Annotated in this window: 13 protein-coding genes; 7 read left to right on the plus strand and 6 right to left on the minus strand. The window is 35.1% G+C overall.

The genetic code is table 11. The annotated features are described in order from the left end of the window. Positions 1-43: 43 nt before the first annotated feature. The gene (gene recQ / locus AC1QSP_RS12105) at positions 44-2,245 is read right to left on the minus strand and encodes a DNA helicase RecQ (RefSeq protein ID WP_484078915.1); all 2,202 of its coding nucleotides are present in this window, start codon (positions 2,243-2,245) and stop codon (positions 44-46) included. A 151-nt stretch (positions 2,246-2,396) separates the two neighbouring features. On the opposite strand from recQ, the gene AC1QSP_RS12110 reads away from it, so the two are divergent. The 7 genes from AC1QSP_RS12110 to AC1QSP_RS12140 all read left to right on the plus strand — a co-directional run bounded on the left by AC1QSP_RS12110 (position 2,397) and on the right by AC1QSP_RS12140 (position 8,643). Then, the gene (locus AC1QSP_RS12110; protein WP_484078916.1) at positions 2,397-3,362 is read left to right on the plus strand and encodes a KpsF/GutQ family sugar-phosphate isomerase; all 966 of its coding nucleotides are present in this window, start codon (positions 2,397-2,399) and stop codon (positions 3,360-3,362) included. A gap of 1 nt (position 3,363) precedes the next feature. Further along, the gene (gene tatC, locus AC1QSP_RS12115; protein ID WP_484078917.1) at positions 3,364-4,200 is read left to right on the plus strand and encodes a twin-arginine translocase subunit TatC; all 837 of its coding nucleotides are present in this window, start codon (positions 3,364-3,366) and stop codon (positions 4,198-4,200) included. 68 nt (positions 4,201-4,268) lie between these two features. After that, on the plus strand, positions 4,269-5,015 hold the full coding sequence (locus AC1QSP_RS12120; protein WP_484078918.1) for an electron transfer flavoprotein subunit beta/FixA family protein: 747 nt from the start codon (positions 4,269-4,271) through the stop codon (positions 5,013-5,015). 25 nt (positions 5,016-5,040) lie between these two features. Beyond that, entirely contained in the window at positions 5,041-6,000 is a 960-nt protein-coding gene (locus tag AC1QSP_RS12125; RefSeq protein ID WP_484078919.1) for an electron transfer flavoprotein subunit alpha/FixB family protein, read from the plus strand. A gap of 110 nt (positions 6,001-6,110) precedes the next feature. Beyond that, positions 6,111-6,740 (plus strand): bifunctional nuclease family protein, encoded by a 630-nt coding sequence (locus AC1QSP_RS12130; RefSeq protein ID WP_484078920.1) that lies wholly within the window; start codon positions 6,111-6,113, stop codon positions 6,738-6,740. Positions 6,741-6,758: 18 nt separating this feature from the next. Further along, positions 6,759-8,138, plus strand: coding sequence for a nucleoside permease (locus AC1QSP_RS12135; protein ID WP_484078921.1), 1,380 nt, complete (start codon positions 6,759-6,761; stop codon positions 8,136-8,138). Positions 8,139-8,217: 79 nt separating this feature from the next. Continuing rightward, on the plus strand, positions 8,218-8,643 hold the full coding sequence (locus tag AC1QSP_RS12140; RefSeq protein ID WP_484078922.1) for a DUF2752 domain-containing protein: 426 nt from the start codon (positions 8,218-8,220) through the stop codon (positions 8,641-8,643). Here the strand turns inward: AC1QSP_RS12140 and AC1QSP_RS12145 are convergent. The 5 genes from AC1QSP_RS12145 to AC1QSP_RS12165 form a co-directional block, all read right to left on the minus strand. Continuing rightward, positions 8,624-9,124 carry a dihydrofolate reductase gene (locus AC1QSP_RS12145; protein WP_484078923.1) on the minus strand — a complete coding sequence of 167 codons (501 nt, stop codon included), beginning with the start codon at positions 9,122-9,124 and terminating at the stop codon, positions 8,624-8,626. The two genes, AC1QSP_RS12140 and AC1QSP_RS12145, sit on opposite strands and share 20 nt — an antisense overlap. 70 nt (positions 9,125-9,194) lie before the next feature. Beyond that, on the minus strand, positions 9,195-11,726 hold the full coding sequence (locus AC1QSP_RS12150; protein ID WP_484078924.1) for a M1 family aminopeptidase: 2,532 nt from the start codon (positions 11,724-11,726) through the stop codon (positions 9,195-9,197). Between the two features lie 51 nt (positions 11,727-11,777). After that, positions 11,778-12,224, minus strand: coding sequence for a hypothetical protein (locus tag AC1QSP_RS12155; protein ID WP_484078925.1), 447 nt, complete (start codon positions 12,222-12,224; stop codon positions 11,778-11,780). Positions 12,225-12,285: 61 nt separating this feature from the next. Then, complete coding sequence (locus tag AC1QSP_RS12160) at positions 12,286-13,989, minus strand: zinc-dependent metalloprotease (protein ID WP_484078926.1); 1,704 nt, start codon at positions 13,987-13,989, stop codon at positions 12,286-12,288. Between the two features lie 521 nt (positions 13,990-14,510). Then, complete coding sequence (locus AC1QSP_RS12165) at positions 14,511-17,132, minus strand: zinc-dependent metalloprotease (protein WP_484078927.1); 2,622 nt, start codon at positions 17,130-17,132, stop codon at positions 14,511-14,513. Positions 17,133-17,156: the final 24 nt, after the last annotated feature.

Raw genomic sequence — 17,156 nt, forward strand, 5'->3', positions numbered from 1 at the left:
TAAAGCCCAAAGTTACAAAATCTTTGGGCTTTCAATTTATATTTTAGTTGGCAACTTCACTGATGAATTTGATGCGCATCAGTCGAAGTTCTTCTTCGTCATATTCGTCTCCAAATTCTTTTAGTAGCGTTGACATAGAGTCGGAATCGGATTCCATTAAGAAGTCATAAATTTCTTCTTGTTGGTCTTCATCTAAGATGTCTTCGATGTAATAATCGATATTTAATTTAGTGCCTTGGTAAACAATGGCCTCCATTTCAGAAAGCAAATCACTCATCGAAAGATTTTTGGCTTCTGCCACATCTTCTAAATTTAATTTGCGGTCTGTCGATTGGATGATGTACACTTTATGGCTCGATTTATCCGCCACTTGTTTGATCACCATATCTTCAGGACGTGTGATGTCGTTGTCTTCCACATAACGGGCAATAAATTCAACGAAATCTTTTCCGAATTTTTGAGCTTTCCCTTCACCAACTCCAAAAACATTTGTTAGTTCTTTGATGGTTGTTGGGTATTGCATGGTCATATCATCCAAACTTGTATCTTGGAATACGGCGAAAGGTGGGATGTTATGTTTTTTGGCAATTTTTTTACGTAATTCCTTTAATTGCTTTAATAAGTTATCATCAAATGCTGCAGGAGCCGTTGTGACTTCTTCTTTATCTAGACCGCCTTCGGTTAATAACTTTTTAAAGTCCACATCTTCAGCAATCTTGAATGATGTAGGGTTTGCAATAAAGTTTCGACCTTCGTCTGTAATTTTAAGCACACCATATGTTTCAATTTCTTTTTCCAAGAAATTATGAACAATAAGTTGGCGTAAAATGGATTTCCAGTAGTAATCTTCTTTACCTTTCCCAATGCCAAAGAAATTCTCTTTCTCTAAATTGTATGATTTTGTTGTCGAAGTTTCTTTACCAACAATAGCATTTACAATTTCGTTCAGTTTCAGCTTTTGGCTCGTTCTGCTTACCACATCTAAAGCTGTTAAAGCATCTTCTTTTGCCTCGACCATTTTCTTAGGATTGCGCATATTGTCATCCATATTAGCACCAGCTCCATTGATTTCATCGTATTCTTCGCCAAAATAATGCAATAAGAATTTACGACGAGACATCGATGTTTCGGCATAGGCCACGACTTCTGATAATAATTGCATTCCGACTTCGCGTTCAGCAACGGGTTTACTCGCTAAGAATTTTTCTAACTTTTCAATATCTTTATAATCATAGAAAGCAACACAGTGCCCTTCTCCGCCGTCGCGACCTGCACGACCCGTTTCTTGGTAATAGCTTTCCAACGATTTCGGAATATCATAGTGAATGACAAAACGTACATCTGGTTTGTCGATTCCCATACCAAATGCGATTGTTGCTACGACAACGCTCGCATCTTCCATCAAGAACATGTCTTGGTGTTTGCTGCGTGTTTTAGCATCTAAGCCTGCATGGTAAGGAATGGCATTAATCCCGTTGACCTGTAACAATTGAGTGAATTCTTCAACTTTTTTACGGCTTAAACAGTAAATGACTCCAGATTTCCCTTCGTTTTGTTTAATAAATTTGATGATTTCTTTATCCTGATTCACTTTCGGGCGAACTTCATAAAATAAGTTGGCACGATTAAACGAATCTTTGAAAACTTTTGCTGTTTGCATCCCTAACGTTTTTTGGATATCCTCCTGTACTTTAGGTGTTGCTGTAGCCGTTAAAGCAATAATTGGAGCGTCTCCAATTTTGTTGATAATTGCTTTCAAATTACGATATTCAGGTCTGAAATCATGACCCCATTCAGAGATACAGTGTGCTTCATCGATTGCAAAAAATGAAATATCCACTGATTTAAAGAAATCAATGTATTCCTCTTTTGTTAAAGATTCAGGTGCAACATAAAGCATTTTTGTGATACCGTTTTGGATATCGGTCATCACTTTCTTAGTCTCTGACTTGTTTAAAGACGAATTTAAAACGTGAGCGATTCCATCATTTTCTGAAATCCCACGAATTGCATCGACTTGATTTTTCATTAGTGCAATTAAAGGTGAAACGATAATTGCAACTCCATCTGACATTAGTGCCGGTAATTGATAACATAAAGACTTACCTCCTCCTGTTGGCATTAAAACAAAAACATCCTCTTTATTTAATAAAGCGTTGATAATTTCATTTTGTTGACCTTTAAACTGGTCAAAACCAAAGTATTTTTTAAGGTAAGATGTTAAGTTTTTCGAAGTGGCTTCCATCTACACAAAAGACTAAAATTAATATTATAAATTAAATAGTTCCTATATTTGAACCCTGATTATAACTCTAATTTTTTATATGATTGAATTAGAGATAAAAAGGAAGGGTTAAAGATACTGAAAAAAATAAAATTAGACAATACTATTTGTTTTGGAAGATTCTAAATTAATACAAATTGCTCAAAATGTTTTTCGAGAAGAAATTCAAGAGCTTAGTTCAATTGCTGAACGTATAAATGATTCATTTGTATCAGCAGTGAATACGATCTATAATGCTGCAGGTAAAGTAGTTATTGTTGGAGTAGGGAAGAGTGCTCATATTGCAAATAAAATTGTAGCGACATTAAATTCGACAGGTACGCCTGCTCAATTTTTACATGCTGCAGAAGCCATTCATGGAGATTTAGGTTTATTACAACCCGAAGATGTTGTAATTTGTATTTCTAAAAGTGGTAATACACCCGAAATTACATACTTAGCGCCGATTTTGAAACACTATTCTTCTTGTTTAATTGGACTAACGGCTAACCTAAAGTCTGAATTGGCTAAACATTCGGATATCGTTTTAGATGTTCATGTGACCAAAGAAGCTTGTCCCATCAATTTAGCGCCTACTTCGTCAACTACCGCACAGTTGGTGATGGGAGATGCAATAGCAGTTGCTTTGATGCAAATGAAACAATTCAAATCAGACGATTTTGCCAAGTCACACCCAGGTGGAGCTTTAGGAAAGCGTTTGTTATGGACTGTAGAAAATATTGTAGATCCCAATAAACGTCCATTTGTGTCACCGGAGGCGTCGATTTATGATGTCATCAATTCGTTAACATCAGGGCGTCATGGAATCACCGTGTTGTTAGAAGATGAAAAAATTATCGGTGTAATTACTGATGGGGATTTACGTCGAATGTTGTTAAATCATTCTGATTTTTCACAACTTGTTGCACGTGATATTGCCACAATGTCGCCGAAAACGATTCATAAATCTGAAAAAGCGAGAGAGGCATTAAGTATTTTACGACAAAATAGTATTGGTCAATTGGTTGTGGTTGACGATCAAAATCATTACTTTGGTATTTTGGATATTCACTCAATTTTAAACGAAGGAATCGAATAAGATGGCGACAGGATTTGGACATAAAGATATGTCGTTTTTAGCCCATATAGGCGAATTAAGAGGGCATTTGGTCCGCTCTTTTCTAGCTGTTATTGTGACTTCTATTGCAGTCGCTATATTTTGGGATGAATTAGTGGACTATGTGATCATGGCGCCATTAAAATCAACGTTTCCTACTTTCGATTGGTTTAATGCCTTTGGTGAATTTACAGGATATGGAAAAATATATACTTCATCCTTTGATATTTCAAATGATTTGACCAATTTAAATCCATCAGGGCAGATTACTTCTCAGTTTTTTGCGGTGATGGTTTGTGGGGTAATTATCGCTATTCCGTACATTATCTACGAAATTTGGCGATTTGTTAAACCCGCATTAAAAGAAACAGAAAGAAAATATGCCAGTGCAACCATTGCAGCGGTGACGTTCTTCTTCATATTAGGGGTCTTATTTAGCTATTTTTTATTACTGCCACTTTGTACTCAATTCTTATTTACGTATGATCCATTCGGGGTCGGAAATACATGGACACTGCCAAGTTATATTGATTTATTCGTTCAATTATTATTGTCAATGGGTGTGATGTTTTTAATGCCTGTTTTTGTGTATTTCTTAACAAGTATTGGTATTCTTACACCGATGTTTTTGAAGACGTATCGCAAGCATGCATTCATAGTTGTTTTAGTTATTGCAGCTGCCATTACACCGAACGATGTCTACAGTATGGTCTTAGTTACAATACCACTTTGGATCTTGTATGAATTCAGTATAATTGTATCTAATCGTGTGTATACAAATCAATTAAAATCTCAACCAAACGAGATTGTGAAGAAATAATGTTATTATGCTTGCATAATAAAATAAATTAATTAATTTTACAATAAAGATTAAATAAACCCAAAATTATGAAGATATTAGTTTGTATTAGTAGTGTACCAGATACTACAGCAAAAATCAACTTCACAGGTGACGGAAAAGCGTTTGATAAAAACGGAGTACAGTTCGTTATTAACCCACATGATGAATTTAGTTTAAACAAAGCCGTAGAATTACAAGAAAAATTAGGAGCTACTGTTACGATCTTAACAGTGGGTGATGCTTCAGTTGATCCTGTAATGCGTAAAGCTTTAGCTATTGGTGCAAATGATGGTATTCGTATCGATGCCGATGCACGTGATGATTTCTTTGTAGCAACACAAATTGCAAAAGCAGCTAAAGATGGAGGTTTTGATATTGTTTTAACAGGAAAAGAGTCAATTGATTATAATGGTGGTGCTGTACCAGGATTGGTTGCAGGATTATTAGATTACGGATTCGTGAATGGATGTATTGGTTTAGAAGTAGAAGGTTCTACAGCGAAAGCCGTACGTGAAATTGATGGAGGAAAGGAAACTGTAGAAGTTGCTTTACCAGCCGTTATCGCAGGTCAAAAAGGTTTAGTAGATGAAGCAGCCTTAAGAATTCCAAACATGAGAGGAATTATGCAAGCTCGTACAAAACAAATCAACGTGGTTGCAGCTGAGGCTGTAGAAGCAAAAGTTGAAGTTGTTGGTTACGAAAAACCGGCTTCTCGTGGTAATGTAACATTAGTAGACAAAGATAATGTTGCTGAATTGGTACGTTTATTAAACGAAGAAGCGAAAGCAATCTAATCTATTAACCTAAAATCAAATTAAAATGGCAATTTTTGTTTACGCAGAGTCTCACGACGGAAAATATAAAAAAGCAGGTTTAGAAGCAGTTTCTTACGCAAAAGCAGTTGCAGATTTAGCTGGTGATACAGTAACTGCAATCGCATTTAATGTAACTGAATCTTCTGAAGAATTATACAAATATGGTGCAACGAAAGTTTTAAAAGTGGATAACGCTTCATTAAAAAACTTTGATGCCAATGCTTACGCTAAAGCTATTGCTGAATTAGCAGCAGGTGATGTAGTGGTATTACCTTCAACAAATGATGCAGGTTCTGTTGCTCCATTATTAGCTTTAAAATTAGGAGCTGCATTAGTAACGAATGTAGAAAAAGCACCTAAAGGAGTTTCTCCATTAACTGTAGATCGTAAAGCGTTCTCTGGAAAAGGAATTGAAACTGTAGCTGTATCAGGTAAAGCAGTAGTAACTGTTTTACAAAACTCTTACGGTGTGAAAGAAAATGCAGTTACTGGTTCTGAAGAATCAGTATCAGTTGCGGTTTCTGATGCAGACGTTAAAGTAAAAGTTGTAGGAACTGAAGTCGCTCAAACAGGAGCAATCGATTTAAAAGAAGCTGAAATTGTAGTTTCTGCAGGTCGTGGTTTAAAAGGACCTGAAAACTGGGGAATGATCGAAGAATTAGCGCAATTATTAGGAGCTGCAACTGCATCTTCGAAACCTGTTGCTGATATTGGATGGAGACCTCATTCAGAGCACGTAGGACAAACAGGAAAAGCGATTGCACCTAATTTATACATTGCAATTGGAATTTCTGGGGCGATCCAACACTTAGCAGGTGTAAATGGTTCTAAAACAATTGTAGTAATCAACAATGATGCAGAAGCACCATTCTTTAAAGCAGCGGATTACGGAATCGTAGGTGATGCCTTTGAAGTGGTACCGAAATTAATTGAAGAAATTAAAAAATTAAAGGGAGTAGCGTAATTGTTCCCGATCTTAAAATAAATAAAACCGAACCAAATCAATTGGTTCGGTTTTTTTATGTGTTAAAAAAACAACAATAATTGAGTTTTTTTTGGTAATTTTACGCCCAAATGAATAATTTAATCAGCTTAGTGATAAAAGGCATTTCATACAGTCAAACTCAGACTGGTGCATATGCTTTAATTCTTGAAGAGGAATCAGGTTTACGTAAATTACCTATTATTATCGGAAGTTTCGAAGCACAATCTATCGCATTGGCTTTAGAAAAAGATATTAATCCACCACGTCCGTTGACGCATGATTTATTCGTAAGCTTAGGGGAATCGTTCGGAATACAAGTCGAATCCGTTTATATCTATAAACTGGAAGATGGTGTATTCTATTCTAACATCGTATTTGTTGATGAACATGGAAAACGTTCTGAAATTGATTCGAGAACATCGGATGCCATTGCATTAGCGGTGCGCTTTAATGCGCCTATTTTTGCCTATGAGCATGTCGTAGAGAAGGCCGGAATCCATTTGGATATCATCCAAGAGGAGGAAGAGCTTTTGAATGATGCCATCGATGATTTAGAGAATGACGATGAAATTCATTTTTTAAACGAAGAAGAATTTGGTTCAGATTTTTCAGGTTGGTCTAAAGAAGAATTAGAAGAAGAAATGAAAAAAGCCGTGATGAACGAAGACTATGAATTAGCGGCCCGTCTACGTGACGAAATTGAAAATCTAAGAAACTAATAACTATTTCAAATATATATGTCTTTAAAAGTTAGACTAGCTTTCATGAACTTCCTGCAATTATTTGTGTGGGGAGCATGGCTTATAACCATTGCAAACTATTGGTTTGGAACAAAGCAGTGGGACGGAACCAAATTTGGTTTAATTTTCTCGACAATGGGATTTGCATCTTTAATTATGCCAACCTTAGCCGGAATTGTAGCAGACCGATGGATTAACGCAGAAAAGCTTTATGGAGCACTGCATATCGCTTATGCTATCGTCTTATTTTATCTTCCTCAAGTCACAGACCCTAACACTTTCTTTTGGGTTATGTTAGCCGCAATGGCTTGTTATATGCCAACTATGGCACTTAACAATTCGATCTCTTACACTATTTTAAAATCAAACCATTACGATGTCGTTAAAGATTTCCCACCCATCCGAGTATGGGGTACGGTAGGGTTTATCGTCGCGATGTGGATTACTAATTTAACAGGAAATAAAGCCACTGAATTTCAATTTTATATTGCGGGGGTTGTTGCATTTATTTTGGGCTTATATGCTATTCTTACGTTACCAGCATGTAAACCTCAACGTACAATCAATGAAAATGCCAGTTTAACGCAAATGTTAGGTTTAGATGCCTTTAAATTATTTGCGAATTATAAAATGGCCTTGTTCTTTATCTTTGCCATGTTCTTAGGAGGAGCATTACAATTAACCAATGCTTATGGCGATGTTTTCTTAGATGAGTTCAAACATTTTCCAAAATTTGCAGATTCTTTTGTTGTAAAATATTCGACGATTATTATGTCGATTTCTCAAGTCTCTGAAACGCTATTTATTTTGGCCATTCCATTTTTCTTAAAGAAATACGGAATCAAGAAAGTGATGTTAATATCAATGTTAGCATGGGTATTACGTTTCGGATTATTAGGATTCTCAGATCCTGCAGGAAACTTATGGATGATTATCTTATCCTGTATTGTTTACGGAATGGCGTTTGACTTCTTTAATATTTCAGGTTCATTATTTGTTGAAACGACAACAGACTCGAAAATTAGATCATCCGCTCAAGGTCTGTTTATGATGATGACCAACGGAATTGGAGCAGTATTTGGAAGTTTAACTTCAGGTTGGTTAATTGATAAATATTTTACAAAATCGTTTGGAACAACCGAAGAATTAGCTTCATTTTTAGACACGACAGTGGATAACAATTTAATGATGAAGTTTATCAACGAACGTGGTATTAGCATTGGAGCAAATGGTGTGTTTGATCAGCCTTTATTATTTAAAGACTGGCAAAACATCTGGTTAACATTTGCAGCTTATGCCTTAGTTATTGCGATTTTCTTTGCTCTGTTATTCAAACACAAACACGATCCAAAAGCTGTAGAAAATATTTCTCACTAATCGATATCATTGAAAAGGAAGACCTGAGCTCTTCCTTTTTTTATGGATAAAATTCAAATTAAATTGTAGTTTTGGATGAATGATCAATAAAACTATAAAACCAACGAAGTTTATCACAATAGGAATGCTCCTTCTTGTTGTGATTGTCGGTGTTTTTTATTTTTATCACAATGATCCATCAGCAGGAGACGCTGTATTTTTACGTTGCCCATCTCATCTGATTTTCGGAATCTATTGCCCCGGCTGTGGGACGCAACGTGCCTTGCATCATTTGCTGCATTTGGAAATCCGAGAAGCTCTACGATACAATGCTCTATTTGTATTGGCTGCACCATTCGTGATCTATGGGATAGCCATTAAAACCTATAACTTTATTTTTGATGCAAAAAAAACAACCCGAATCCCTACAAATCGAATGGTATGGATTGGATTGCTTCTTCTTGTGTTGTTGTTTGGGATTATGAGAAATGTCTCTGTCTATCCTTTTACTCTTCTGAGTCCGTGATTCGTTTGTACGTAATAAATGAATAGGAATAGGGATGTTTTTCGTCTTTCATATGATGTACACGTTCTACTTCCTCAAAAGATTCTTCATCAATCTCAGGGAAGTATGTATCTCCGTTAAATTCGTGATGGACTTCCGTTAAATAAATTACATCCACATATTCCATGGCCTGCTTGTAGATTTCACCTCCTCCAATCACAAAAACGTCTTCTTGAATTTCATTTGCTTTGGCTAATGCTTGTTCGAGCGAATGGGTGATAATGATTTGATCATCGATAAAATTCTGATCTCGTGTAATGATGATATTTGTGCGATTTGGCAACGGTCTTCCCAATGATTCGTAGGTTTTTCGTCCCATAATAATGGGATGTCCAGTCGTTAAATTTTTAAAATGCTTTAAATCGTTGGGTAAATGCCAAATCAGGTTATTTTTATCTCCTATTACATTATTACTCGCTTTGGCTACAATTAGTTTTATCATAGTTTATTTCTAAGGCTAAAAAAAGCTATTCCCTGACGAGAATAGCTTCATAAAGATAATAAAAAAATAATTATTTCATTTTTTCAATCGCATTTTTTAACAGCTCTACTTGTTTTTCCAAAGCCGCAGAAGGTTTTTGTTTTAGTGTTTGCGTTTTAAGTTCTAATCCTTTCGTTGCTGTTTGTCGAACAATATTGGCTACTGCAGGATTTTCTCCTTTGAAGTATCCATAATAACGGTTGAAAGCAGATACGATTCCTGCAGTTGCTTCTGGGGTATCGTTACTCATGATCCAACGAAAAGCATCTTCGTAGGTTTTCCCCACTTTTGCATCTTGAAATTTGATTAATTCATAGAAAGCAGCATTTTCCCCAATCAATTTCGCTTTGTTTAATTGGTTGTTTTTTATCCAAGTCGGAATTAGGATAGTGACTAGATCATCACTTGATTTGATGACATCATCTTCTAAGTTTGCATACTGATCCAATGCCGAAGGATTGTTTTTTACAATCCCTGCAACTGCTCCACCTTTCACACGGAAAGATGGACTTGAAGCTGCTTTTTCAAAAACTGTAGCATCAAAAATATTTGCTTCGTTTAAGGCTTTAATCGCTGTTCCTTGTACTTTCGTCTTAGGATCATTTGCGGCGATGGCTAATAACTTGTTTTTCGCTTTTGCCATCACTTTATCGGATCTTAAATCCAATTGTTGAATCGTAAAGTTGCGAATTCCTTCGTACGAATCATCTAATGCTTGAACTAAAGCGTTTAGAGCTTTATCATTTGTTGTTTGTTCTTTCGCGAATGCTTCTATGGCTAAACGTCTGGTGTCGAATTCGTTTTTACCGTTTTTATATTGGGCGATGAATTCATCTATACTTTTGACATCATTAATTTCAGCCAATAAAACTTGATCGGCATTTGAAATCACCACCTCTGGTTTAGAAACGGCGTCAAATTCAAAAATGGATTCATTTTTCTTTCCAACCCATACTTGATGACGTTTTGTTTTACCATCTACCACCACATCAAAAGTGATCGGGAATTCAAACAATAATTTTGGATCTTGTTTGACAATCACTTTCACCTTTTTGTTTGCCGCTTGATATTCTGACGCAATGGTTAATTTTGGATGTCCATTTGAATAGTACCATTGATCAAAAAACCAATTCAAGTCACGCCCTGATATTTCCTCTAAAGCTAAACGCAAATGCGTTGCTTCAGCAGATTTATAGGCATTGTTTTTTAAGTAATGATTAAGCCCTTTAAAATAAGCCTCATCTCCTAAATAATGACGTAACATGTGCATGATTGCACCACCTTTGTTGTACGACACAGCATCAAACATATCCTCACGCGAATTGTAGTGTGGTCGTACTAATTTTTTCTCGAAATTATCGCCTTGTTTATATCCTTGTCGGTCGATGTATCGGTGTTCGTCTGCTTTTTCTTTTCCGTAACGATGTTCAAACCATAAATACTCTGAATAATTGGCGAAAGATTCATTGACTGTTAAATTTGTCCATGATTCAGCTGTTACTAAATCACCAAACCAATGGTGGAATAATTCGTGTGCGATAATAGGCTCAGCTGTATTTTCATCGATTAATTCTCCAGGTTTTTGTTGAACCGCTTCATAAAATAACACAGCACCCGTGTTTTCCATTGCTCCAGAGACATAGTCTCGTGCCGTCATTTGATGATATTTATCCCATGGGTAAGGGTAATTTAAAAGATCAGAAAAGAATGTAATCATATCTGGAGTCATTCCGAAGATATCCTTTGCATACTCTTTATAATCTTGTTCTACGTAGTAGTCAACATCAATATGTTTCCATTTGTCTTTAATAATGGCGTGGTCACCAATACCCACAAAGAATAAATAAGGCGCATGTTTATAATCAAATTTCCAATAATCCGTTTTTGTTCCGTTTGGATTTTTCTTTGAGGATTTTAATAAACCATTCGATAACGAAACATATTTCTCAGGATAAGTTAGATAAATTTCTTGAGAAGTTTTTTGATTGGGTTTATCGATGGTAGGGAACCAACAAGATGATGACTCTGTTTCGCCTTGGGTCCATATTTGAGTTGGTTTAGAAGGATCGGAACCATCAGGATTGATAAAGTATATTCCACGTGCATCGTTAATGGCAGCACTCCCTTGCTGTTTTACCTCGTTTGGTCGCGCAGTATATTTGATGTACACGGTATATTCTTGATCCCTTTTATACACTTTATCCAAATCCACAAAAAGCTGATAATCGTCGTTGGTAAACTTTAATGGTTTTTTGGTATTTCCTTGGACCAAAGCAACTTCATGAATTAACATGGCTTTAGCATCCAACGTTAATTTGTTGGTTTCATAGAAATGGGGTTTTAAAGTTACCCATGCTTCTCCTAACACATGCTGCTTGGCATAATCAAATTTCAAATCCAATTTGGTGTGCACCAAATTATTGATGCGTTCAGCTTCCGCGCGATAGACTTTACTAGTGTCCATCTGTGTTTCACTGTAACTTGGTGGAGGTGTCATAACCTGTGCTTGCGCATATGTTGTAAATGCGAAAGCGATGGCGATATATAAAAAAGTTCTTTTCATAAAATAACAATTAAATGATTAGATGCATAAAATCGTGTTTTGTTACATTATTTATGGAATAAATTCTATCTTTTCGATGGAATTGACTTTCGGAATTTCAAGCAATTGGATGAATCGCTGTTTTTTAGGAATATCATCAAATTGTTCGTTTTTTTGTTCTTTCAGTTTCAATTTGAGTTGTTGATCTGAAATCTCTGGAATGATTTTATAGGTTGAGGTTTTTGCTTTCGTCATATCAAGATTGATTAAAACGACCGATTGGTTGCTAAAATCAACGGATTTAAATGGAATGCCAGGAAATCGAGTGGCATTCATTTGATTGGTTACTTTACCATATTCAATTTCATTATTGATCAACAGAATGGAATCAAATTGAATCAACGAATTTTCCCTTAGAGTAATAATTTCAATTGGTTCGATGGGTTGATTTATCGGCTTCTGTGATTGACATGCTAGGCATAGACCAATCAAAAGGAGTAATGCTACACTTTTCTTCATAAGGAATAAAAATAAAAAATACCCCAGTTGCCTGAGGTATCTAAAATTAAGAATTATTAAACTATTTAATGATGATTTTTTTCGTTTGTTTTTCTTTTCCATCATCTATTTTCACCACATATACTCCTTTTGGTAAATGATTCACATTCACTCGGATTTCGTTTGATGAACTATTGTATTGTTTTTGATAAATACTTTGACCTGCTAGATTAATGACTTCGAGAGAAACTTTTTCGGCAGGGTTACCTAGACGAATGGTTTGATTTAAATTAACATTATTGATTTTGAAAGGCCCTACATCTTTTACTGCCACAGTTACTTCATCCGATGCAATTTGTCCTCCCTGCGGTTGATTGTCTCGTACTTGAAAAACGAATTTTAAATCTCTTTCAACATCAGAAATATTATTCCATGTCGTTCTCAAATTTCCTGATAGAACTTGTTTTAAAGGAGGGAAATAAGCCACAGGATTTTCCTGATGTGCATAGATACGGAAATTTGCTCCTTCCGTATTTGTCGAACTAGGATTAAAGAAATCCATACCTGTATCAGAAACCAAAGGATTGGATTGTTCCCAAGAATAGGTTAAACGATCTTGGTCTGCATCTGTGGCCGTACCTGACAAACAGAATGGCGTACCTTTAGGAATGTTGTAATCGTTTCCTGCATTCGCAATTGGCGCCTGATTTGTCGATGGGGTAGTAATTCCACAACTTTGAGCGCCTAAATAAGTATTTATTTGTCTTAAGTTGTAATGATTAAATTGTTGAACAAATGCATCAGTAACATCATGGGTTCCGGTAACTCCTGGATATCCCATAACAGTCACCCCACTTCCGATTTCACGATTGGCCTCAAAATTTTCGTTTCGCGCATGCACATGATTCGCTCCAAATTGATGTCCTAATTCATGGGCTACAATCATGGCAAATTGAATAAATGTTTCACCTGTTCCAATCCCCCCGGCATAGGATGATCCTTTTAATTCGTTATTACATACAGTTCCGATTCCTCCAGCATTTCCACCACTGGCTTTTCCTGTAAGTACAATTCCCACATCGTAATTCTCTGATCCAATATATTGATCTAAATCTTCTTGCGTCTTATCATTTAAATTAGTCAATTCAAATCCAAAGAAGTTAATTAAGAAATAAGGATCAGATTCTTCTGTTAAATGAGTTACATTCTCCGTATTATCGACCAATTCGAAGGTGATGGATAAATCATTTTCATAAACAGGCGATACATACGTTAAGGTTTGAACTACTGCAGCTAAAGATGATTCTAAAGTTGGAGTTTCTCCGTTCGCAAAGAATTGGTTAAAATGATAATCTGTAGCAACTGCTAATTTGTACTTACGATACTGATTAGGATTATTCACCGATTGGGTAGAATTTGTTAATTTGTTTGAAGCTAATTTGGCTTCACCACAGTCAAATCCTTTTAGTGATGGTAAATTTTTTGCATCGAAAATTTGATATTCGTTTCCAACCTTTTCAATCACAAATTTTTCAGATGGTGAATAAATAATTGCTGAAATTCCGTTGGAAGGGGAGTAGCTCAATGAAATCTTTTGGTTTGGATTCGTTGTCGAGTACCCTGTATAAGATTTGATGTTGGGGAATTTCGCTTTTAATTTTGCATTTAAAATTGATCGTTCTGTAAATACAAACTCTCCTGTATTCTTTAGATTGGATAATTTACCTCTAAATGAAGTAGCATTGGTTTGTATCGCCTGTTGAATTATACCCTCGATTTGACTCAAATCAATTTTTTGTTTTTTGCTTTGTTCAAATTTTGATAAAACATTGACATCAATTATTGGTTTGTCTTGGGCATGTAAAGTGGTAGATAGAGAGGCAAGAATAAATCCTGCACAGAATAGATTTTTTTTCCATATTTGTTTTTTAAGGTTTGATTTTTTTAAATCTAAATATTTAAAAAAACAATACGATAGTGTTTGTTGTGCTTTCCGTAAATAAACCTTTTTTTTAACAGAGTGTTTGAAAATTTTTCTATAATCTATAGGCGTTGAGAAAAGTCTTCCAGAGTTTGTTAGGTTTTGTAAAATACGGATTTTTAATTTTAGGTTACTAAAGTTGTGTAAATGAATAAATTAGGGAGTATTTTTGCTGTGGTTTTTCGAGTAATATGAATTTCATTCAGAAATTTTTTATAAAAACTGTATCATATTCATAGTTATTGGGGACGAAAAAGAATGTTGTTCAATAGGAATTATAAAAAAAAACCTCAGCTTCAGCTGAGGTTTTTTTATTTGTTTTTAAATTACTTAATCATTAATTTTTTAGTTTGTGTCTGCGTACCATCTTGAATAGATACCACATAAACTCCTTTAGGTAAGTGAGAAACGCTCATCGCATAATCATTTACATTAGAATTTGTAGTGTTAAATGTTTTGGAATAAACAGTTTGTCCCGCTAAATTAATCACATGAGCTGTAAATGTGTTGCTGTTTGATTTTACACGTACATTAAAATTACCATTGTTTGGATTTGGATAAATACCAAATTCATTCTTTTCAGCGACTAAATTATCTAGACTTAAAGTAGACGTTGAACGTTTACATATTTCAATTGCTACACGATTAACTGTTCCAGAATTTCCTGCAACTAAATCTAAAACTCGGAACTGATAATTTCCGTTAATGTTTAAATTTTTATAGCGATTGAAATCAAATGATGTCGGTGCAATATTCGCATTTTCTACATCACAGTTCGTGTACATGTTATCCCCAAATTCAGAGAATTTTACTTTTAAGTTTTGAGAAGTTCCACAGTTTTGATAAGTCATTAATTGATAATACTGATCAAATCCAATTTTAGCAAATTGTAACGCTAAATCAGAACGTCTTGTATGATTAATATCTGTAATAATTGAAAAATCTTCCAATTGTCCAGTAGCTCCAGCGATTGTTAATGGAACCACTACAGCATTCCCGTCTGGGATATTGTATGTGTTTGTATTTTCATAGGTCGTACAATCCAATGATACTTCATAATTGATTGCAACTTCTGGACTCATAGCATAGAAGATATTTCCAATAGCTTCCACAACTAGATAAGCACTTTCAGCCGAAATCTCTTGAGGAATTGTAAATGTAGCTGAACCATTGTTAGGAGTACTTTCAACTAAAGTTGTAAAAGTTTGTCCACCATCCGTTGTTAATTTGATGGCTACATTCGCTACATCTATAGTATTAGCATCTGTTCCTGATACATTCCAATTTAATGTCATTGGTTCTCCAGAAACTAATGTTTGGTTCAAATTGATGTTTGTAATTTCAAAAGGTTCAAGATCTCGAACAATTACAGTTACTTGTTTTGAATCGATTTGTCCTCCATCAATATTATTATCTCTTGCTTGTAATACAAAAATTAAGTTACGAGCTACATCAGAAACGGTATTCCAGTTTGTTCTTAAGTTTCCGCTTTTCACTTGTTCTAATGGTGGGAAATAAGCGACAGGACTTTCGTTGTGACCATATACATTGAATAATGCCCCATCTACATTTGTACTGCTAGGATCTCTGAACTTATCTCCAGTATATTGCGTTAAAGGATTAGATTGTTCCCAAGAATAAGTAATTGGATCACCATCTGCATCAGTTGCAATTCCTTCTAAACGGAAAGGAGTTCCTTTAGGGATGCGATAACTTACTGCAGGTAACGATACAACTGGTGGTGTATTCGTAGAAGGTGTAATTTCACCACACGTTTGACGAGATAAATACGTATTAATCTGTCTTAAATTGTAATGATTGAATTGGTGTAATGTTTTATCTTCTGTAGCTACATCATGAGTTCCAGTAACACCGGCATATCCCATTACTGATAAACCACTCCCGATTTCACGATTAGCCGAATAACCTTCATTTCTAGCGTGGGTATGATTTGCTCCAAATTGGTGACCCATTTCGTGTGCAGTAACCATCGCAAAAGTCATCATATCTACAGCTTGTAATGAATTTAATCCTCCAGCATATGCTGATCCTTTGATTGCATTGTTACATACTGATCCAATGGCTCCTGCATTTCCTCCACCTGTACGGTTTGTTAATAAAATACCTACATCATAGTTTTCAGGTCCAATTTGAGCATCTAAAACTTCTTGCGTTTTAGAATTTAAATTGGTATTCGTATATGGATTAGAAGCAGAAGTTAAATATGCTACGCGGTCTAATCCATCCACTAATTCGAATGTGATCGATAAATCATTTTCGTATAATGGCGAAACGTAAGTCATCATTTGAACGATTGCTGCTAAAGTCGCTTCAAAATTAGGTGTACCATTATTTGCTGCTGTCTGATTAAATTGATAATCTGTTGCAACTGCTAAACGATATTTACGTTTTGTATTTGGATTGTTATAATCTGTTAAATTTTTGTAAGCTGTTGTTGGTTCAACGTCTCCACACGTAAAATCTTTTAAACCAGGAATTGATCTTGAATCAAGTACTTGATAGCTATCTCCTGATTTTTCAATAACATAGCGTTCGGAAGAACTATACACAACAGAACTAATTCCACGTTCTGGAGAGTACGATAAACTTACACGTTTATTAGGGTTAGTTGTTGAATAACCATAATATGAACGAATATTTTCGTAACGATCTTGTAAACTTTTACTTAATAAGTTTCTTTCTTTAACAATAAATTGTTCAGAAGAAGATTGTGATAATTGAGGTAATGCAATGACAAAACGATCAGATTTTTGCGCAATGGCATTTTTGATGGCATTTTCTTCTTTTGTTAAATTTACTTTTTTAATATTTACAATTGAAGATTCTACACGATTATCGAATGAGGTAATAGAAGTAATGTTTTGTGCTGATACAGTCGATGTGAAAACAGACAATAACATCCCTACACAAAATAAATTTTTTTTCATTAGTGTTATATCATTGTTAATTAT

This window comes from Faecalibacter sp. (assembly GCF_057177045.1).